Genomic DNA, 20982 nt, shown 5'->3' with positions numbered 1-20982 from the left:
CCGCTTTCATGGAAATCAGTAGAAAACTAGGTCTTTTTTTAGGGCCCATTTTATTTTTCAGTCTAATCAACCTGCCTTTTCAACTAATTTCCGAACAAGGAGATGCCGTCATCGGTGTAGCGGTTTGGATGGTTATCTGGTGGATTACCGAAGCGGTATCCATTTCGGTGACCGCCCTTTTGCCCTTGCTGCTGTTTCCCTTGCTTAAAATAATGCCCATGGCCGATGTGGGTGCCAATTACGGTAGCCCCATAGTGTTCCTCTTCTTCGGTGGTTTTGTCATGGCCCTGGCCTTGGAAAAGGTAAACCTACATAAACGTATTGCCCTGAATATCATTAAAGTGACGGGAACTACCCCAAATAAAGTGGTCTTGGGGTTTATGATCGCCACAGCATCCTTAAGTATGTGGATCAGCAATACGGCCAGCACCGTGGTGATGTTACCCATTGCCATGTCAGTAATTGGACTATTGATCAACGATGCCGATGGCTTTACCAAAAACGATCAGAATTTTGCCTTGAGCGTTATGTTGGGTATTGCCTTTTCTGCCAACGCGGGTGGTATTGCCACGGTCATCGGCACACCTCCCAATTCCGTATTGATCGGGCTTTTGGAAAATGAATACAACATCGAAATATCCTTTTTAAAATGGATGATTATAGGGCTTCCTTTTTCATTTGTTATGATTGCCATTAGCTATTTGGTATTGGTGAAATGGATGTTCCCCAATAAGCAGTTGAAGTTTATGGCATCCAGGGAGGTCATTAATTCCGAGCTTCAAAAATTGGGCCCTACAAGTGGTAAGGAAAAAATGGTTCTGGTCATTTTTGGGATTACCGTTTTTCTGTGGATTTTTAGAACGCTTATAAATAAAATCTTTCCTGCCCTAGGACTCTCGGATACCATTATTAGTATGTTTGCCGCTATCTCCCTTTTTTCAATACCCTATAATTTGAGAAAAGGTGATTTTTTAATCCATTGGAACGACACTTCAAGATTGGCCTGGGGAATTCTCATACTTTTCGGTGGAGGTTTGGCTTTGGCAAAGGGGATGTCGGTTAGCGGTATCGTGGATATGGTAGCCAGTGCCATAGCTGCCAGTGAAATCTCCATTTTGCTTACAGCGGCCTTACTTATTTTTTTAATGCTTTTTATGACCGAATTAATGAGCAACGTAGCTCTGGTAGCCGTTTTGGCCCCTGTAGTGGCCGGTATTGCCATAGGCTTGGATATTCCTATCCTATATTTATTGATCCCGGTAACCATAGCAAGTAGCTGCGCTTTTATGCTTCCCATGGCCACTCCGCCCAACGCTATCGTCTTTGCAAGTGGGTACATAAGGGTGCATCAAATGGCCCGGGTGGGAATAGTACTCAATCTTATCGCGGTTGGACTTTTAATCCTGATGTTTCAATTTGTATTGCCCTTTCTTTTTTAAAAAGGAAAGCCCCGGACAAATTGCCCAGGGCCGGTTCATCTTTTTTAATGCATTCTTAGTTTCTCTGATAGACGTTAAAATCTTCCGGTAGATATTCCGCCGTGTCGAAATCCATTTCAATTTCATCACTGGAATCCATGTAATTGATTCCTTCCACTGAGCTCGGATTCGCATAGGCATCAAAATCAGCCGGCAAGTAAATCTTTAATTCCTCGAGCTGTGGAAGTTCCTCCTCTTCCATATAAGAGACAGAATTCAAGTCGAAATATACGGTGTACGGATTGAAGCCTTCCGGCAAATAATCCGCTGTGTCAAAACCGAGGTCAATCTCGATTTCTTCCTCGATATAGGTAATGCTATTAATGTCAAATTCTTGTTCAGGTCGGTTCGCCAATATTCCATTGGCAAATAATAGACCCATTGCGATACTTAAGGTTACTCTTTTAAAACTCATAACGATATGGTTAATTGTATGAAAGGATATAACGCGATAAAAACTAATTATTGTTTGTTTTAAGCTCCGGATAGATTTTCAAAAACTGTCCAGAAATCGGGTTGTCAATGGAAGAGTCTCTTCTTTGTCAACCCCGTACTTCAGTTTAACTTTTTTTGCGTTCTTATCAATTTTACATCCTAATTTTTGCGAAATGGAGTTCATCCACTTTTGCGTTATTTTTTTGTTAATTTCTGTTTTCTCCATTCGAGCGGGCATTGGGTTTCATCAATTCCGGAAAAAAGGGGCCGGCTATTAGGCCAGCCCTTTTTTGACTAATTCAAATTAACTCTAAAATGAAGATTCTCTGTCTATAAGACTACCCTAAATTCAAAGTGTTACGCTTTTATGAAAACTTTAAGTCTTTTGGGATCTTCTAGACCAAAAGACCAAAAAACCCGATTATAGGGATGGAAAGCGGATTATCGAAAAGTCAGGGTTTTGCCAACCACAGAATTTGGCCAGTTCACCCTATCAAGTTATGTATTTCACAACATTGGTCCTTTTTGCGGATTTCCTTTGGGTATCTTAGAGGAAGAATCAAAAAAATCAATAATTATGTCCCCCAAAATCAAAAGTTTACTTTATTTCACTTGTTTTATGGTTTCCGCCGCTGTTTATTACATCGTGGAGCCAGAAAATCTGCAAAATCAAAAAGAGTCCGTAGAAATAGTTAAGGTAGATGCGGAAAATTATGCGCTTCAAACCGAAGTATTCGAAGATACCCAGAAATAATCAACCAAAATCAATACGTAACCAAAAGGTGTGGATTTTTATCCGCACCTTTTCTTTTTGGACGCTCGCGGATTGTGTTTCGTTAAAAAATTCACAAACTTCACTGTCCCATTAAACCTCTCCTTAATCTTAGAGTCCTACTACCGAAAATCATAAAATTTAAAGACATGAAAAAAATAGTAGTATTAGCAATGCTATTAGCGGGAGCGACCGCTATGGCACAGGAAGGGCGAAAAAATCATCATAGGGCGGCCATGAAAGATCTGACCCCGGAACAAATAGCCACCTTGCATACCAAAAAAATGACCTTGGCCCTAGACCTCAATGAAGCACAACAAAAACAAATCCAAGTATTGAGCTTGGAGAATGCCAAACTAAGGAAGGCCAAAATGGAAGAACGCAAGGCGAAAAAAGAAAGCGGTGAATCCAAGAAACCTACTTCAGAGGAACGCTACGTAATGCAATTGGAACGTTTGGACAATCAGATTGCGCACAAGGCTGAAATGAAAGCCATCCTTTCCCCGGAACAATATGAAAAGTGGGAGAAATTGCATTTTCACAAAAGAAAGCATCGTGGAAAAGAAAGGAACCACGATAAAAGAGGCAAATGACAATAGCCTCTTTCCACGACATAAGAAATGCCTAAAAACCCAAGCTATTCTTTATTACGAGTAAGTGAAGTAATCCGTTTGTTTCTTCCTAAGAGGCCATGGATTACTTCGTACCTCGTGATGGTTTCAAGATTTGGGTTTTTAGGCATTCTCTATACCATTAAACAGTATACATTTTGGTGCTCCCCTCCATTATCGAATAGGAAAGGGATGAAATGGTATCCACAAAACGATAGGAGGCCGTAGCCGTGCCTTCTGAGAATTCCGCAAGCACATAACCGCGTTGCGAGGCATCAAAATAATTGAGGTTATCGATCAAAAGAGTAAAGGCTTGCTCTATCCCTTGGATGGTTGCCGGATCGTCACCAAAAATCCCTTCAAAACCAGGAGACGTGACCGAAGCACATGCAAACTCCTCCCCAATGATATTTCCTGAGGCATCCTTAAGGGTATTGTTCCAAGCATTGTGGGTATCTCCTGCCAGGACTACTGTATTCCTACCATTCAAAATAGCGTACAACCGCTCCCGCTCTATGGGATATCCATCCCAGGCATCCAAGTTATACGGTACTACAAAGGCCAATCGTGCCAATTCCGCCTCGGTCAAGGTAGGGTCGCCGGCCAAGGCCCTTCCCTTTAGGACAGAAAGTTCGCCAATGGCCGTCTGCAGCGCGCCCAAGGTCTCAGGAGAGGTATCGCCTCCGGCCACTTGGCCAATTAAAATCAATAATTCCGCGGGTACGGTCATCGCACCCATTAATACCTGTTGGCCCAAAACCTGCCATTTGGCACTACTGCCCTCTACGGCACCGGCTACCCAGCTAAGTTGATCGGGGCCCAACAGGTTTCTATCAGGGTTTAAAAGGGCCGCCTGGAAACTAGCGGCGTCGAAACTGCCATCCGGATTAAAGAAATCCGTAAAACTCAATTGTTTGTCCCGACCTATGATACGGGTATCCAACATCACTAAATTGACCAAACTACCAAATTCGAAATTGCGATAAATTATCGCACCGTCATCTGTGCGAATGGGCAAGTATTCCCCATGTACCTGTATCGCCCTACGTTTCCGTTCTTCATAGGAGCCTTCGGAATCATCATGGTTCTCCGCCCCATCCATATAGGCATCGTTGGTGATTTCATGATCGTCCCATACAACTATAAACGGCTTCTTCTGATGGGCCAATTGCAGGCCCTCATCCGTACGATATTGACGATAACGCAAGCGGTAGTCTTCCAAGGTGAGGATTTCGTTCGTGGGGTCGTGTACCCGATTTAGGGACTCGGTAGTATCATTGGTACCATAACCGCCTTCGCCATATTCATAGATATAGTCGCCCAGATGTATGATGACATCCGCATCGCTCTTTGCCATGGCATCATATACATTGAAGAGGCCCGTAGGGAAATTAGAGCAAGAGCAAAAAGCCAACTTCACACTGGAGAGGGATTCCCCGGCGGATGGCAGGGTAAGGGTCTCACCGATAACCGATTCCTCTTCCAGGCTTTCATGCATAAACCTATAATAATATTTGCCATTGGAAGGCAATCCGGTAACATCGACTACCACGGTAAAATCATCTTCCCTGGTGGTGGTTTCCGTACCTTCCTGGATGATTTGGGCAAAACCATAATCCGTGGCTACTTGCCATTTTATAAGGATGGCATTGCTTACTTCTGCAGCAGTTGGTGTAAACCGTGTCCAGATAATGACAGCTTCGGCCGTGGGATCAAAACTGCCCACTCCATGAAGAAAACGCGGTATTTTATCCGGTGGATTGCCGTCCCCGTGAAAATCCTTGACACAGGCCAACATTTGAGAGCTTAGGATAATACCTCCGGAGGCGATTACGGATTTGGCCAAAAAGGCCCTTCTAGATAAAGGTTTACGTTCCATATTAGTTTTTGTTTTAAAGGTATTTGCGGAACGTACACTTTGGGTTAAACCAAGATTAATTAAAGGGTATGCTTTGAGGTAGGGCGTTAAGAAAAAGCAAAGAGATAGGTGCTTCCTTAAATTTTAGTGGCTAACCACTTGGAACGATCGGGGCCACATATACGTATTGATTCATAGGTGTTTGTCCCACAATTTTACTATATTTCAACGTAAAGAAACATACTACAATAACCATTAACACCAAAAATTATGAAAAAATTAGTTGCAGAATTTATCGGAACCGCTTGGTTGGTATTAGGAGGCTGTGGAAGTGCCGTTTTGGCCGCCGCTTATCCAGAATTGGGTATAGGGTTTGTAGGCGTCGCCCTTGCTTTTGGCCTAACCGTCTTAACCATGGCCTATGCCATCGGACACATTTCGGGATGCCACCTTAATCCCGCTGTTTCCATCGGGCTTTGGATAGGAGGCCGTTTTGACAAAAAGGAACTACTCCCTTATATCATTTCACAGGTTTTGGGCGGATTGGCCGGGGCCGGTATCCTTTATGGTATTGCAAGTGGTAAACCTGGGTTTGAACTGGGCGGTTTTGCTGCCAATGGCTATGGCGAACACTCTCCTGGAGGGTATGCATGGTCGCAGCCTTGGTAACCGAAATCGTAATGACCTTTATGTTTTTAATCATTATTTTGGGGGCAACACATTCCAAAGCGGCCCAGGGATTTGCAGGATTGGCCATTGGATTGGGGCTTACACTTATCCATTTGATAAGTATTCCCGTAACCAATACCTCCGTAAATCCCGCAAGAAGTACAAGTCAGGCTTTATTTGTGGGCGATTGGGCCGTTGGCCAATTATGGCTGTTTTGGGTAGCGCCAATTTTAGGTGCCCTTTTGGCCGGATTGGTCTATAAATTCATATCAGCCGAAAAAGAATAGCATACGGTTATCAATTCATTCCGCTAAATTGGACGAAAAAGAGCTTGTTCTTGGAACCTAGAATAGAATTGTTCCCTACGACTAAATTTGTTGGAAAGCGAGTGAAAATGTCTCTTGCCGTCAACAAGACCCAAAAATTATGGCAGGGTTTTATGCCCCAAATCGGACAAATCCAAAACAGGTCGCGCCCGGAACTCTTTTCAATCGAAGTCTATGAAGACATTTCTTTTTTTGAACATTTTGATTTGAACAACACCTTCGAAAAATGGGCCGCCGTACCGGTAGCGGGTTTGAATCGCATTCCAAATGCAATGGAACTATTGGAAATCCCGGAAGGACTTTATGCCGTTTTCCTGTACAAGGGAAGGGCAAGCGAGGCACCAAAGACCTATGCCTATATTTTTGGAACTTGGATTCCCAATTCAGGTTATCTTTTGGATAATAGGCCCCATTTTGCCATAATGGGTGAAAACTATAAAAACGAAGACCCTGAATCGGAGGAAGAATTATGGATTCCGCTACGGAAGCGATAAATTTTCCATGTTTCTTTGAGATTCATCCCTAGCTAAAGTGCGTTTTATAGGTCTAGGGCATCCAGGGCGGCAATGGTCTCGTCCAAGTCGCCATAGCTCAAGGCATCGTTTAAAAAATAGCTTTCAAAGGCACTCGGAGGTAAGTAGATCCCTTTTTGCAACATTCCATGGAAGTACTTTTTAAACGTCGCGTTATTGCCCTTGGCCGAAGTCTCAAAATCCAATACCGGTGTATCCGTAAAATGTACCGAAATCATGCTTCCAAAACGATTGATCCGATAGGGAATCCCCTTTTTACGAAGCACATTATCAAACCCTTCGTGTAAATGCTCCGTCTTGTCCGCCAAGCTTTCGAAAATTTCGGGATGGTCATTAAGTTGGGTAAGCATGGCCAGCCCTGCACTCATGGCCAAAGGGTTCCCGCTTAGGGTTCCCGCCTGATATACAGGCCCTTCCGGTGCCAAATGCGCCATAATTTCTTCACGGGCCGCAAAGGCCCCTACTGGGAGTCCGCCCCCGATTACCTTTCCGAACATTACCATATCCGCATTGATTCCCAAGGCTTCCTGTGCCCCTCCTTTGGCCAAACGGAATCCGGTCATGACCTCGTCAAACAACAGTAATATGCCTTCTCGGTTGCACAGCTCGCGGAGACCTTCCAAAAAGCCCTCCTGAGGAACGATACATCCCATATTACCAGCCACAGGCTCGATGATAATCGCGGCAATTTCGCCTTTATTCGCTAAGGCCAATGCCTTTACACTCTCCAAATCGTTAAACGGGGCCAATAGGGTGTCCTTGGCCGTTCCCTGGGTAACCCCGGGACTGTTTGGCGCGCCAAAGGTAACCGCCCCACTCCCGGCCTGAATCAAAAAAGAATCCGAGTGCCCGTGATAACACCCTGCAAATTTGATGATTTTGTCCCTACCGGTATACCCTCGCGCCAAACGAATAGCACTCATACACGCTTCGGTACCACTATTTACAAAACGGATCTTATCGATATTCGGTACCATGGATACGGCCAATTTGGCCAACTCTGTTTCTATTTCGGTGGGCATCCCGAAAGAAGTTCCTTTTTTGGCCTTAACGACTACCGCATCGACCACGGGAGCATAAGCATGCCCCAAAATCAGCGGTCCCCAGGAGGCAATGTAATCGATCAATCGATTCCCATCCTCATCAAACAAATAGGCGCCTTTGGCCTCCTTTACAAAAATAGGATCTCCCCCAACAGCTTTAAAGGCACGTACCGGGGAATTCACCCCTCCGGGAATATACATTTTGGCCTCTGCGAACAAGGCACTACTCCTTTGATATAGCATTATTTGTTGATTTGTGTGGAATTTATGAAAAGCTCCTGGCCTATGGAAATGGTATTGCCAATAATACCGTTCCATCGTTTCAATTCATCTACGGAGACCAGATATCTACGCGATATGGAGTATAGCGTATCCCCTTTTTTGACGATATAGACACTCCTTTCGGGTACTTCGGCCACCTCTTTTTTACCATATCCCTCTCGGATAACGGCCCGGTCATATCTATACAGTCGGTGCTGTTCTATGAGCTGGATCAGTTTTTGAGGGTAGCGTTTGTCGGTCGCATAACCAGCTTGCTTTAAGCCTTTTGCCCAACGTTTGTAATCGTTACTTGGCAAATTGAACAAAAAGGCATAGCGCGAACGATTCGCCAAAAAAATGCTGTGATCCCGATAGGAGTACATGGGATGATTGTATTTGCGAAAGCATTCGCCCCGCTCATCGTCATCATGAAAGTCGTAATCCCCTTTCCAGCCCGTATGGCATTTAATCCCAAAGTGATTATTGGTCTTTTTTGCAAGTTCGCCCCTACCAAAGCCACTTTCCAGAAGTCCTTGCGCCAAAGTGATACTGGCAGGTATTCCGTAGGCCTTCATTTCAAACTGGGCAATTTCGGAAAACGTCTCGATATATTCGGGAATGGAGGAAATTTCAAATCGAACAAATTTTCCGGTATCCTCTGGCAAAGGATACAATCCATCGTCTTCCTTATGCGTTTCTTTTATTTTGACCGATTCCTTTCCCCGGTCTTTTTGCCTATCCCCATAGGTGGTACGCTTTTTGGCCTTGCAACCTACAAACAAAATACTTAAAACGATGATCCAAACCCCTTTCCTAATCATATAGATCCAATTTAACTGTATGTTTTGATCAACGGTAAGTTTTTTTGTTTCAACACTTGGTTCATCCCCTCTACACCTTGCAGCCCGCCCGTATGTACGGCTAAAATCCTTGTTTCCGGTTTAAAGCTGTCGTTTTGTACCATGTCCAGCAATCCGAACATCATTTTTCCGGTATAGATGGGGTCAAGGGGAATCTGGGTTTGACGAAAAAAATTATTGATAAAGTCCACAAGGGTTTTGGAAACTTTGGCATATCCCCCAAAATGATACACTGTTTTCAAGACCCAGTTTTCCTTGCGGGCAAATTTACGAATATCTTCCTGTAAAAAATCGCCCTTCAAGGCAGGAAAGCCCAAAATTTGTTGGTGGGAAAGGGCCGCATTGCTAATTCCGGCCAGAGTTCCCCCCGTTCCGACAGCACAACATACGATATCAAAATCATCGTCCTTAGGGGTCAAAATCTCTTCGCAACCTTTTATGGCCAATGCATTGGTTCCTCCTTCCGGCAACAAATAGTGCGATCCAAATTCATTTGCCAATTGGTTGTGGAAAAGGGTACTGTTCTTATTTCTGTAAACATTCCTAGAGACAAATTTGAACTGCATTCCGTGCTCTTTGGCCAATTTTAAAGTAGGATTTAGTTTCCACTTTTCACTAAGTTCCTCGCCCCGAATTACTCCAATAGTCCTAAATCCATGCATTTCGCCGGCATAGGCCGTTGCGGCAATATGATTGGAGTAGGCCCCACCAAAAGTGAGCAAGGTATCGAAGCCTTTCTCCTTTGCTTCAACCAGATTGTATTTTAACTTTCTGTATTTGTTACCTGAAACGAGCGGGTGAATCCGGTCTTCCCTTTTAATAAAGAGGGACACTTTTTTTTCATCAAGTAGGGGAAGGTGTATGGGTTGATTTTCTACGAGCACACCAAAGGCTTATGTACGAAAAAGATAATTGATAAAACTGAATGGTTTTCTCCGATCCAGATAATTGAGATCTTTCTCATTGTGATACGCCTCACGTTCAAAACTCATATTCTGATAGGCCCTATACGTATTCAGATAGAGTAGGATCCTCAAGAGCCACTCAAGGATATAAAGAATATAAAAGGGTATAATGAGTAGTTCTAGCTGCTGTCTCAAGTGTATTTTCTCGTGATTGATAAGTACAGCATCCTTTTTAAGGCTCTTGTGTTTTAAAAAGATAAAAGGCCAAAAGGAGAGCCCCACATAGTTTTTGTAGAAAAAGTGTTTAAAGACTAAAATCATAGATCAGCTTTTAAACGGTCAACAACAAAGATAATTGTTAAAAACACCCACTTCTCGTTGAAGTGGATTTATTGCCAACAATTGCCGTTACAAGGACAAAAAGCTCCCAATGCCTGTTAAATTTACGGTTTCAGGCGGTTAAAAGCCTTTTTATTCACAAAAAAATCATGTATTTTTATAAAAGACTACTATTTCAGTCGAGACTAGAATGAAGGAGATTATTCCGTTGGAGGAAGGTGATTATTACCTCTCCGAAGAAGGCTACAAAGTTTTTACCGAACAATATCATCTTAAAAGGGGGTATTGTTGCGAGAGTGGCTGTAGGCATTGCCCGTACGGTTATAATCCGAAAACCAATTCGCAATAGTATTGCTGTTATTCGGCATGATTTTTGAGAATTGTTTTAATGTCATTAGCCTCAGTTTGGAATAATTAAAAATCTTTGTTATGAAAAAAGTTAAAACACTGGCAATCCCGTTACTTGTATTGTTATTCTTAAGTTCCTGTTCTTCGGTTCAAGTTTTGTCCGATTACGATCAGGAAACCAATTTTAATGAGTATAAGTCCTATGCATTCTATAAAACCGGAATAGATCAGGCGCAGATATCCGATTTGGACAAAAAGCGCATCCTAAGGGCAATTCAAAACGAAATGAATAGTAGGGGATTCGTAAAATCGGGCAAACCTGATTTACTGGTAAGTATTTTCACCAAGGAAAAAGAGGAGGTAGATGTCTTCAACAACAACTGGGGCTGGGGCGCCTGGGGTTGGGGTTGGGGTTGGAACCCCTGGATGTGGGGCCCTGGATGGGGGGCCGGTTGGGGCGGTAGCCAAGTAAGCACACGGACGGAAGGCTCGCTCTATATAGACCTTATCGATGCGGGAACCCGGGAATTGGTATGGCAAGGAAAAGGCGTTGGAAACCTAAACAATATTAAGGATATCCGGAAAAAAGAAGAGCGTATCAAGGAATTTGTATCTGAAATATTACAACAATATCCACCAGATGCGGTAGCCGTAAATTAATACAGTACTCCTATAGGGCCCTTCTCTTGTGAGAGGGCTTTTTTTTGTCAAAAATCTTGGATTCCCATAAGGAACCTGTCTATTTTGTAACTTTAAGGAAAATAGTTTTGTCTTTATGGCCTACGAAAGCAATTCCATACTGGATAAGCTGCCCAAGCATTTAAAACAGTACATAAAACCGCAGAATTATGAGGACTATACAGCTATAGATCAGGCGGTATGGCGGTACGTAATGCGAAAAAATGTAGATTATCTAAGCAAAGTTGCCCATACCTCTTACGTAGACGGACTCAAAAAAACCGGAATATCCATAGACCACATTCCCAATATGTACGGTATGAACCGAATCTTAAAAGATCTCGGTTGGGCCGCGGTGGCCGTAGATGGATTTATTCCGCCATCGGCATTTATGGAATTCCAGGCCTACAACGTATTGGTAATCGCATCGGATATTAGGCAATTGGGACATATTGAATATACTCCGGCCCCGGACATCATCCATGAAGGGGCGGGACATGCCCCTATCATTGCCAACCCCGAGTATGCTGAATATCTACGTCGGTTTGGGGAGATTGGTTGCAAGGCTATATCCAGTGCCAAGGATTTTGAATTGTATAAGGCGGTACGCCATCTTTCTATCATTAAAGAAGCCTCGGAATCATCAAAAAACAGTATCGATAAAGCCGAAGCGTATATTGCCCGGTTGCAACAAAATATGGGCGAACCCAGCGAAATGGCCTTGATCCGAAATCTGCACTGGTGGACCGTGGAGTACGGACTTATTGGAACCGTGAAAAACCCCAAGATCTATGGTGCAGGACTACTTTCCTCTATTGGTGAGAGTACCTGGTGCCTGACCGATAAGGTGAAGAAAATCCCCTATTCCATTGAAGCCGCCCATACCTCGTTCGACATTACCCAACCTCAACCCCAACTCTTTGTTACTCCGGATTTTGCCTATTTGAGCCAGGTTTTGGAGGAATTTGCGAATACCATGGCCTTACGTACGGGAGGGCTAAAAGGCGTTCAAAAATTAATCGATTCCAAAGAACTGGGAACCGTAGAGCTTAGTACGGGCCTCCAGATATCCGGGAATTTTGTGGAGGTCATTGCCCACGAAGGCAAACCCATTTACCTACAGACCTACGGAGAAACCGCCCTTTCCTATCGGGAAAAGGAATTGGTGGGACACGGTAAATTAAACCACTCCAATGGTTTCGGCACGCCTATCGGCAAGCTAAAAGGCATTAACCTGGCAATTGAAGATATGAGTCCCAGAGATCTTAAGGCCTATAACATATTCGAAGGCGAGGAAGTTTCCTTGGAGTTTGAGGGAGGTGTAAGGATTATGGGTAAAATTATCACGGGTACCCGGAATCTTCAAGGTAAAATACTACTGATCACCTTTGAAAACTGTACGGTAACCTACCAAGGCGACATTCTTTTCGAATCCCGCCAAAACCTGTATAATATGGCGATAGGACGTGAAATAGTGTCCGCTTTCAACGGCCCTGCCGACCTTGAAAGTTTTGACCTGATTACACATACCGTTTCCTCCACTACCTTAAGGCCACAGATTTCCAACGAACTTAGGAAACTGGAACAGTATTATGAACAAGTCCGCCTCTATAGGGAAGGGAAGAACAAGACGATTTCCCGAAACAAGGTCTTTAAGGAGCTTAGGGAAAATTATCCGGAGGACTGGCTATTGTCCGCGGAACTATATGAATTGGCCAAAACCAACGGTGACATGGCTTTTGCCCAAGAAATCATAATACATTTGGAAAGTATAAAGCAAAACGACCCCAAGGTCGGTCATTTGATCGATGACGGTTTGGGGTTAGTGGATAAAAGTTTGATTCTTTGAGTATGAAAAAAATAATACCCTGTTCCATTATTCTTCTCTTCATGACACATCTCTCCTCTGCGCAATTTAAGCCTAATTATGACGAGGCAAAAGTACCTGAATTCCAAATCCCAGATCTGATGACTACTTTTTCGGGGGAGACCATCAAAAACAGCGAAGAGTGGAATTCGAAAAGGCGACCTGAACTTTTCAGTTTCTTTGAGGAGAATGTTTATGGAAAAGTCCCTGGGACATTGGATAATGTTTCATTTGAAATTGTAGAAAGAAACGAGGCCGCCCTTAATGGCAAGGCGTATCGCAAGCAAATTGAAGTTACCCTGCAAAAAGGCAATCGTTCACTCAAGTTCAACATTCTGCTATACCTCCCAAAAAACAAGAATAAGGCACCTTTGTTTTTGGGTTATAATTTTTTTGGAAATCATACTATTACCAAAGACCCCAATGTACTCGTTACCGAAGCCTGGACCATGAACAATGAAAAGTTGGGCATTACCGAAAACCGAGCGAAAGAAGCCTCAAGAGGAGTGCGTACGAATCGCTGGGCCATAGACAAAATCGTGGATAAAGGATTTGGGCTGGCCGTTATTTATTATGGTGAAGTGGATCCGGATAAAAATGATTTTTCGGATGGCCTGCACGCATTATTCTATAAAGAAGGGCAAAAACAACCCAAGGCCAATGAATGGGGAAGCTTGGCCGCATGGGCCTTTGGATTGAGCAAAGCCTTGGATTTTCTGGAAAAGGAGGATCAAGTAGATGCCTCCAAGGTTATCGCCTTCGGGCATTCCCGACTGGGAAAGGCCGCCTTATGGGCTGCTGCCACGGACGAACGTTTTGCCGGAGTTATCAGCAATAACTCGGGTTGTGGCGGGGCTGCATTATCCAAACGTAAATTTGGAGAAACCGTAGGCCGTATCAATACAAGTTTTCCGCATTGGTTTTGCGATAATTTTGAGCAGTACAATGAAAATGAAGAGGCCTTGCCCGTGGATCAACACCAATTGCTGGCACTCATTGCTCCTAGGCCCTTGTATGTGGCAAGTGCGGAGGAAGATCAATGGGCAGATCCCAAAGGTGAATTTCTTTCGGCCCAAAATACCTTTCCAGTTTACGGTTTATTCAGCAAAGAGGGAATAGCTTCACAAAGTATGCCCAAGGTAAACGAGCCTATACAAAATGTGGTGGCCTATCACATTAGAACCGGTGTACATGACGTAACCGATTACGATTGGGAACAGTATCTTATTTGGGCCAAGAAGTTTATAGAATAGGATTAGGCCGCTCTGCTCTTGATGTATCGTATCTGCCCATTATGGTTTGATTCATGTTCCACCACATGGAACCATTTGCAATAATTATTGGTAGGTCGGTTACCAAAGAATTCCGTGGATTCCATCAACCAACTGTCGTCCCTATTTTTTAGTTCTGCTTTTGAGAATTCGCGTACCTCGTTCAATTTGTCCAAATAGAAGGATAGTGGTTTGCCCTTAAACACCTTACGGCCCGCATTACCCAGACTACTTGCCGCGCTCCAAACCTCTTCTTCTACATCAAAACCAAGTTTCTTTTTGGAAATTCCGGTGAACGTATCGATTTGATAATAGCGTTCCGTGGCGGCCAAGTGCATTAATAGGGCCCCAATAGTATTTGAATTTTCATCCAATAAAAAATCCAGCTGCTTTTGTGAAATGCCCTTCGCATCCCTTACGATAACCGATCGCATCCAGTCCATCATGGATATCAGGATGCTAATTTGATCGGTATAGCCTTCCCTTTTTCCAAATTCATGGATATTGTCATTCGCTGAAAACGTGCCACTCGAGGCCAAATTCACTTTAGGAATGAACAAACCTGCACCTAGGAGCGTGGATGCCCTTAAAAACTTCCGTCTATCGTTCGATGGGTTTTTTATATCTTCCATGGTTTTTACTTTGTTTTCAAGTTAGGGACAAACCCGAAGACTTTACCCCGATTTCCGGAAAATTTAACATCAATCCTTGAGCAACGATTTGGACAGGTCTTGATTGATTATTTGATTTTTATAGGTCAATGACCAGCCCATGGAATTGGTCAAGATATAGAATTTTTGAAGTTCACTGATCAATCGGTTTTGGGCGTTGGTTTTCAAGGACGAAGCTTCCACCTTCCTTTGCAGAGCGTTGTTTACATTCATTTTAATGGTATTGTAATCCGAGGCATTAAATTGATTGAAGTAATCGGCCGTCACATCATAATATTCAAAATCAGGATTGATCTTTATCTCTGGCTCGGGAATCGCCCTAATATGAAGGGTCTTACTTTCCCTATCCAATTTAAAATCGATTTTGGACAGATCATAGGCAACCGTTACCGCGGCATTTACGACTACCAAGGCCTTTTTATCCGCTGTTATCAGGGAACCGAACAGTTCTTGGGAATCCTTATAGGTATAGACCTCGGCAAAATGTCCCTCGGTTACGATGAGCTTGGAAACATTGTCAATCTGTTGTTGTATGAGCATGGAATTTTCCTGAAGAATGGATTTTTCCTTTCTGTCTTCGGAACAGGATCGAAATATCAGGACAACCGTCAATGTGATAATTACTCCGATTCCTATTTTTTTCATTATCCAACGTGTTGATCCCTATGAGGTTTAAAACTCCATAAACGGATATCTTTTTTGAAGATACATAATTTTCTCCTGTAGCGATTTTTTAAACTCTTGATGGGGTTCCGAATTGGGATAAAACGGTCGGTGCATCAACCCTTTTTGAATCGTATCCACTTTTTCAATTGTGGCATACGCTTTTTCCGAAATCCAGGTTTCCTTGAACTTTTCCCAAATATAATCGATGGCCAAAGGGTTGGGGTGAATCATATCCGTTTCGTAGAAGCGATAGTCCCGTAATTCATCCATCATAAGTTCGTACGCAGGGAAATAACTACTCCGAGTCCCTAATGCAGAAGTCTCCAGCCATTGATGGATGGCCGATATTAAATGGGCCTTGCTCCGTTGATTTTCAACATATCCGTCCTTAAGATGACGAACCGGGGAAACCGTAAAAACAATCTGAGCCTTTTTATTGGTCGAATGGATACAATTCATAACCGTCTCTAAGCTTTCCATGATAGCCTCAATGGAAAGGAGTTCCTTATCAAATTCCTTTTGGGGAATCTTATGACAGTTGGCGACCGCGACACCGGTCTTTTTATATCTGTATATCCAGGCCGTGCCCAAAGTGAGGATTATATGTGTAGACTTCTTAATTTGCTTATTCGTAAGTTCAAGACCATGATTTAGCTTTTGAACCAGTTTTTCCTTTGAAACGCTACTTAAATCGGAATGTGCATCAAAACAATGCCAACGTTCATTATGGAAAAAAATGTCCCTTTCCGTGAAAGCCTTTTGATCTATGGCCCTAGAAATCAAGTTTTCAATAGCTTTAGGGTGAAACAAAATACCCAACGGATTTTGGAGATTTTGGAATTTAAAATAGTTTAGCTTCTTACTCATATTCCTAACGAAACATGATCCTATGAGCAACAACTGGCTATGATAGTCAATTTGATTATCCGCCGGATTCAAGGGAATTTGAGTTTGTAACTTCATGTTTGACACAAAGTACAAACTTAATCTTCATTTTTATGGAAACCGCTAAATCATTACACTTTTAAATCGATAACCATAGCTGTATTGCGCAAGGAAGGATGGGGTATACGTGAGCGAAGCGATATATCTTAACCCCAATGGCTCAATTAATTTATTGAGTATCTTGGTGGTGCATTGAGGAAAAACCGTATTTTTATCTACTGATTTTCAATATTTTACAAATAATGGGATTTAAAGCAAAGATCATTTTATCACTTTTTGTATCCGTTTTATGCGGTGTAGGCTGTAGCGATAGCTTTTTGGAATCCAATGAGGAGGCTATAATAGAACCAACCACCGAATTGGATGTTGAAAAGGCTAATAAGGATTTTTCGGAGCTTCCATTTAAAACCGGTATCAACGATTTTGAAATAAGTGTTTTATTCAACCAAAGATGGCGATTTCGTTTAATTGTTCCTGAAGTTACGGACGATGAATCAGTACCTCTTTTTATAAATTTACATGGCGGTGCACTTACCCCAAGGCCAGACGGGTTTAGACGAGGAGATTGCTTGCTTGGGCCTGCGCTAGAAACGAAAAATATCAAAGCATATATTTTAAGCCCTACTTCAGAAGCTCGTTTATGGTTTCACCCTTTCAATGAGGCGCAGGTGGTCAACCTAGTAAAATTTTCAATAGAACATTTGAAGGTAGATCCCAAAAGAGTCGTGGTCTTTGGTTATAGCGATGGCGGTTTTGGAAGCTGGTTCTTTGCCGATACCCATCCAGAACTTTTTTCAGCGGCCATACCTATGGCACAGGCCTATGGCCTAATATCTACCAATAATGGAATAGCAAAAAAAACGGAAATCCCCCTATATGTTATTCATGGGGAGACCGATGTGATCTTTCCCTTTTCCAATACCGAAGATTTGGTGGAGCGATCTAGAAATGCCGGTAGCGAAATTATATTCGTAAAAGCCGCGGGGCTGGATCATAATAGGGCTTGTGCTTATTTGCCTTATGTGGAAGATGCTATGGATTGGTTAAAAAATTCCATTTGGGAATAATGAAGGATGGTAGCTAGGGTCATATGCAGTCCATGATATGTTTCAAAAAAGCTTCATATTCCTTTTCCAAGCTGGAATCCATTTGACGAATAAAATCCAAGACACGAAGCAAAAGTTCTATTTCCTGATTCTGTAAAGCGTTGCTGGCTTTGTCCATTTCATTGACAACCAAATGTTGCAGGTTATAAATGCCCTGTAGTTCATAAAGACAGTCATACCCGAATTCGTTTACAATCCCGGTAGTTTTAGAAGTTTCCCACGCTATTTTAGAAAGTTCGGCAAGCTCTAGATTAATAAAGGTCTCTCCTTTATACTTAAAAAGTCCATCCCCCAAGGCAGTGGAATCCGATACTCGGAAAAATCCAGGATATTGGTTGCGGAAATTTTCCATATGTTCAGCGGAAACTATTACATCGCCTTCCTTATCGAAATCAAAATTCCCAAAGTTTTCAAAAGCTCCACTAATCCTTTGATTGTTTAATCTTGTTTTTAGAAGTTCCTTTAAATTGTTTTTTATTTCAATTTGAATTTTTTCAATGGCAATTTTCTTGTTTTGATCAATTTTTTTCGAAGCATTCCAATCGTTGAACCAAATCGCCAAATTGATTCCCACGAATATCAATAGCACCTCCCCTATAATATATTTCCAATTGAAATTTTGCAGTCTTAGGCGTTTCATTTTACACTACATATTTTCTGGCCTGTTCCAAGGCTTTATGTATCCCTTCTGGATCCTTTCCCCCTGCGGTGGCAAAAAAAGGTTGTCCGCCACCGCCACCTTGGATACATTTTCCAAGCTCGCGAACGATTGTCCCCGCGTTCAATTCCCTTTCGGCTACCAATTCCTTGGATATATAGCAAGAGAGCAGGGCCTTTCCCTTTTGTTCCGTCCCAAAAAGTAAGAACAAGTCGGATCGGCTGTTGCCCATCTCGAAGGAAAGGTCCTTGATACTGGCCGCATCCAAATCCAGCTTTTTGGCCAGAAATTGAATCCCGTTTATTTCCTCCAATTCATTGAGCAACTCCCTCTTAAGGTTTTTGGCCTTGTCCTTTAACAACTGCTCTACTTCCTTCTTTAACTTGGTGTTTTCATTTTGTAGCGATTCCAACACCTTAACGGGGTCTTGAGGATTGTTCAGGAGGCCTTTGAGTTGGGCAAGTACACTTTCACTTTTAGCGTAAAAGTCCTTTACGGCATCCGAAGTTATGGCTTCAATACGCCGAATTCCGGCCGCAATGGCACTCTCGGAAACAATTTTAAAATGCCAAATGTCGCTCGTATTTTGTACGTGGGTACCACCACATAGCTCTATGGACTGCCCAAAACGGATAGTACGGACCGTATCACCATACTTTTCACCGAATAAGGCCATGGCACCTTCTTTCAGGGCTTGGGCCATAGGTACATTTCTGTTTTCCTGTAAGGGCAATTGTCCATCGATTCGGGCACGTACGAACTCCTCGACCGAGTTTATTTCTTCTTTTGTCAACTTTGCAAAGTGGGAAAAATCGAAACGGAGGTACTTGGAATGTACTGCCGAGCCTTTTTGTTCCACATGAGAGCCTAATATTTCCCGTAGCGCCTGATGCAATAAATGGGTTGCGGTATGATTTGCAGCTGTACGCTGCCGCTGCTTCTTATCAACGACCGCTTTGAATGTGGATTCGGGATGTTTGGGCAAGCTTTTGGCAAAATGGACAATTTCATTGTTCTCCTTTTTGGTGTCCACTATATAAACCACATCCCCATTGGGGACTTCCAAATAGCCTTTGTCCCCCACCTGGCCCCCTCCCTCGGGATAAAATGGAGTTACATTGAAGACCAGTTGATAGTGCTCGCCGTCCTTTTTGGAGGAGATCTTTCGATATTTGGTCAATTTTATATCGGCTTCCAAAGTGTCATAGCCCACAAAGTCCTGTTCTACATCACTGGATAAAATTTCCCAATCGCCCATGGAAACCTCGGAGGCCGATTTGGAACGTTGCTTTTGCTTCTGCATCGCTTCCTCAAACCCTTTTTCGTCCAGGGAATACCCTTTTTCCTGAAGAATCAATGCCGTAAGGTCTATGGGAAAGCCATAGGTATCGTACAGTTCAAAAGCCTTACGCCCATCAATCGTCTTGCTTTTCGTAGCTTGGATAACACCTTCCAACAGCACCAGGCCCTGTTCCAGGGTGTTTAAAAAAGAGTGTTCTTCCTCCCTTATCACATTCTCGATCAGTTGGTGTTGTTGTTTCAATTCAGGAAACGCCTCGCCCATAACACTGACCAAGACTTTTACCAAACGGAACATAAAGGGTTCCTTCGTCCCCAAAAAGGTAAAGCCATAACGTATGGCCCTTCTCAGTATTCTTCGAATAACATATCCTGCACCCGTATTGCTGGGAAGCTGTCCGTCCGCTATAGCAAAAGCCACGGCGCGAATATGGTCGGCAACTACTCTTATGGCGACATCAATATCTTCCTTTAGCCCATATTTTGTATGGGTTATCGTTTCTATTTCCCGAATGAGCGGGGTAAAAATATCGGTATCGTAGTTTGATTTCACCCCTTGTAGTACCATACACAAACGTTCAAAGCCCATTCCGGTATCCACATGTTTTGCAGGCAAGGGTTCCAAAATTCCATTGGCCTTGCGATTGTATTGCATAAAGACCAGATTCCAAATCTCTACTACCTGGGGATGGTCCTGGTTAACTAGGGATGCCCCGGAAACTTTTGCCTTTTCCTCTGAAGGACGAATATCCACATGTATTTCTGAACAGGGGCCACAGGGGCCTTGATCGCCCATTTCCCAAAAATTATCCTTCTTATCGCCCATAATGATACGACCCTCGGGAACAATGGCCTTCCAATGTGCATAGGCTTCTTGGTCCATCTCCAAATTATCGGCATCCTTGCTTCCCTCAAAGACCGTAACATAAAGACTGTCCTTATCTATTTTAAGAACATCGACGAGCAATTCCCATGACCATTGTATGGCTTCCTTTTTGAAATACCCGCCACTATCGGAACCATTAGCATCCCCAAAACTCCAATTGCCCAACATCTCGAACATGGTATGGTGATAGGTATCCTTACCCACCTCTTCAAGGTCATTATGCTTGCCACTTACCCGAAGACATTTTTGGGAATCGGCTACCCTTACATTTTCAGCTTTCCGATTTCCCAGGAAAAACTCCTTGAATTGGTTCATCCCGGCATTGGTAAACATTAGCGTGGGGTCATCTTTGATGACCATGGGTGCAGAAGGCACAATCGTGTGGTCCTTTCCCTTGAAAAAATCCAAAAATTGTTTCCTGATTTCTTTGGAAGTCATTGAAAATGGTAAGGTTTTACAAATTTTAACGGTTTGTACAAAACAATTTTTATATTTGT

General features: G+C 43.0%; 20 protein-coding genes and 1 pseudogene. 10 read left to right on the top strand and 11 right to left on the bottom strand.

The genetic code is table 11. The features are described from left to right. Positions 1-8 precede the first annotated feature (8 nt). Positions 9-1439 carry an SLC13 family permease gene (locus ACO06Y_RS09220; RefSeq protein WP_422083550.1) on the top strand — a complete coding sequence of 477 codons (1431 nt, stop codon included), beginning with the start codon at positions 9-11 and terminating at the stop codon, positions 1437-1439. 55 nt (positions 1440-1494) lie between these two features. Here the strand turns inward: ACO06Y_RS09220 and ACO06Y_RS09215 are convergent, their stop codons facing one another. Further along, complete coding sequence (locus tag ACO06Y_RS09215; protein WP_422083549.1) at positions 1495-1893, bottom strand: hypothetical protein; 399 nt, start codon at positions 1891-1893, stop codon at positions 1495-1497. Positions 1894-2490: 597 nt separating this feature from the next. Between ACO06Y_RS09215 and ACO06Y_RS09210 the strand changes: the two genes are divergently transcribed. Together ACO06Y_RS09210 and ACO06Y_RS09205 are read left to right on the top strand one after the other, a co-directional pair. Beyond that, positions 2491-2667 carry a hypothetical protein gene (locus ACO06Y_RS09210; protein ID WP_422083548.1) on the top strand — a complete coding sequence of 59 codons (177 nt, stop codon included), beginning with the start codon at positions 2491-2493 and terminating at the stop codon, positions 2665-2667. Between the two features lie 167 nt (positions 2668-2834). Then, positions 2835-3278 (top strand): Spy/CpxP family protein refolding chaperone, encoded by a 444-nt coding sequence (locus tag ACO06Y_RS09205; protein ID WP_422083547.1) that lies wholly within the window; start codon positions 2835-2837, stop codon positions 3276-3278. Between the two features lie 160 nt (positions 3279-3438). Here ACO06Y_RS09205 and ACO06Y_RS09200 read toward each other — a convergent pair whose 3' ends face one another. Beyond that, positions 3439-5175, bottom strand: a complete 1737-nt coding sequence (locus ACO06Y_RS09200) for an alkaline phosphatase D family protein (RefSeq protein ID WP_422083546.1) — start codon at positions 5173-5175, stop codon at positions 3439-3441. A gap of 249 nt (positions 5176-5424) precedes the next feature. Here ACO06Y_RS09200 and aqpZ point away from each other — a divergent pair. Together aqpZ and ACO06Y_RS09190 are read left to right on the top strand one after the other, a co-directional pair. Beyond that, positions 5425-6110, top strand: a pseudogene (gene aqpZ, locus ACO06Y_RS09195) (aquaporin Z). Positions 6111-6154: 44 nt separating this feature from the next. Then, positions 6155-6643, top strand: a complete 489-nt coding sequence (locus tag ACO06Y_RS09190) for a GyrI-like domain-containing protein (RefSeq protein WP_422083545.1) — start codon at positions 6155-6157, stop codon at positions 6641-6643. A gap of 44 nt (positions 6644-6687) precedes the next feature. On the opposite strand, the gene hemL is transcribed toward ACO06Y_RS09190, so the two are convergent. Genes hemL through ACO06Y_RS09170 form a run of 4 tightly spaced genes read right to left on the bottom strand, consistent with a single transcriptional unit; the run spans position 6688 to position 10072 of the window. Then, entirely contained in the window at positions 6688-7968 is a 1281-nt protein-coding gene (gene hemL / locus ACO06Y_RS09185; protein WP_422083544.1) for a glutamate-1-semialdehyde 2,1-aminomutase, read from the bottom strand. After that, the gene (locus tag ACO06Y_RS09180) at positions 7968-8807 is read right to left on the bottom strand and encodes a glucosaminidase domain-containing protein (protein WP_422083543.1); all 840 of its coding nucleotides are present in this window, start codon (positions 8805-8807) and stop codon (positions 7968-7970) included. Before ACO06Y_RS09180 ends, hemL begins: the two co-directional genes overlap by 1 nt. An 11-nt stretch (positions 8808-8818) precedes the next feature. Then, entirely contained in the window at positions 8819-9730 is a 912-nt protein-coding gene (locus ACO06Y_RS09175) for a 1-aminocyclopropane-1-carboxylate deaminase/D-cysteine desulfhydrase (protein WP_422083542.1), read from the bottom strand. 9 nt (positions 9731-9739) lie between these two features. Further along, positions 9740-10072 carry a hypothetical protein gene (locus tag ACO06Y_RS09170; RefSeq protein WP_422083541.1) on the bottom strand — a complete coding sequence of 111 codons (333 nt, stop codon included), beginning with the start codon at positions 10070-10072 and terminating at the stop codon, positions 9740-9742. A gap of 208 nt (positions 10073-10280) precedes the next feature. Here ACO06Y_RS09170 and ACO06Y_RS09165 point away from each other — a divergent pair, with 208 nt between their 5' ends. The 4 genes from ACO06Y_RS09165 (at position 10281) to ACO06Y_RS09150 (ending at position 14236) form a co-directional block, all read left to right on the top strand. Next, positions 10281-10439: a DUF5522 domain-containing protein gene (locus ACO06Y_RS09165; protein WP_422083540.1), complete on the top strand. Its 159-nt coding sequence runs from the start codon at positions 10281-10283 to the stop codon at positions 10437-10439. 80 nt (positions 10440-10519) lie between these two features. Continuing rightward, positions 10520-11098, top strand: coding sequence for a DUF4136 domain-containing protein (locus ACO06Y_RS09160; RefSeq protein ID WP_422083539.1), 579 nt, complete (start codon positions 10520-10522; stop codon positions 11096-11098). 115 nt (positions 11099-11213) lie between these two features. Beyond that, on the top strand, positions 11214-12965 hold the full coding sequence (locus ACO06Y_RS09155) for an aromatic amino acid hydroxylase (RefSeq protein WP_422083538.1): 1752 nt from the start codon (positions 11214-11216) through the stop codon (positions 12963-12965). Positions 12966-12967: 2 nt separating this feature from the next. Beyond that, a complete protein-coding gene (locus ACO06Y_RS09150) occupies positions 12968-14236 on the top strand; it encodes an acetylxylan esterase (protein ID WP_422083537.1) in 1269 nt (422 codons plus the stop codon). A 2-nt stretch (positions 14237-14238) separates the two neighbouring features. Here ACO06Y_RS09150 and ACO06Y_RS09145 read toward each other — a convergent pair whose 3' ends face one another. From ACO06Y_RS09145 to ACO06Y_RS09135, 3 genes are all read right to left on the bottom strand, one after another. After that, positions 14239-14886: a DinB family protein gene (locus ACO06Y_RS09145; RefSeq protein WP_422083536.1), complete on the bottom strand. Its 648-nt coding sequence runs from the start codon at positions 14884-14886 to the stop codon at positions 14239-14241. 69 nt (positions 14887-14955) lie between these two features. Continuing rightward, complete coding sequence (locus tag ACO06Y_RS09140) at positions 14956-15570, bottom strand: DUF4230 domain-containing protein (protein ID WP_422083535.1); 615 nt, start codon at positions 15568-15570, stop codon at positions 14956-14958. A gap of 27 nt (positions 15571-15597) precedes the next feature. After that, positions 15598-16554, bottom strand: a complete 957-nt coding sequence (locus ACO06Y_RS09135) for a GSCFA domain-containing protein (protein WP_422083534.1) — start codon at positions 16552-16554, stop codon at positions 15598-15600. 224 nt (positions 16555-16778) lie between these two features. On the opposite strand from ACO06Y_RS09135, the gene ACO06Y_RS09130 reads away from it, so the two are divergent. Beyond that, entirely contained in the window at positions 16779-17603 is an 825-nt protein-coding gene (locus tag ACO06Y_RS09130) for a dienelactone hydrolase family protein (RefSeq protein WP_422083533.1), read from the top strand. A gap of 19 nt (positions 17604-17622) precedes the next feature. Here ACO06Y_RS09130 and ACO06Y_RS09125 read toward each other — a convergent pair whose 3' ends face one another. After that, on the bottom strand, positions 17623-18282 hold the full coding sequence (locus ACO06Y_RS09125) for a hypothetical protein (RefSeq protein ID WP_422083532.1): 660 nt from the start codon (positions 18280-18282) through the stop codon (positions 17623-17625). Position 18283: 1 nt separating this feature from the next. Next, positions 18284-20923 (bottom strand): alanine--tRNA ligase, encoded by a 2640-nt coding sequence (gene alaS, locus ACO06Y_RS09120; RefSeq protein WP_422083531.1) that lies wholly within the window; start codon positions 20921-20923, stop codon positions 18284-18286. Positions 20924-20982: the final 59 nt, after the last annotated feature.

Source organism: Ulvibacterium sp., from assembly GCF_965228935.1.
Lineage (GTDB): Bacteria > Bacteroidota > Bacteroidia > Flavobacteriales > Flavobacteriaceae > Ulvibacterium.
This window is presented reverse-complemented; position numbering and strand designations above follow the sequence as displayed.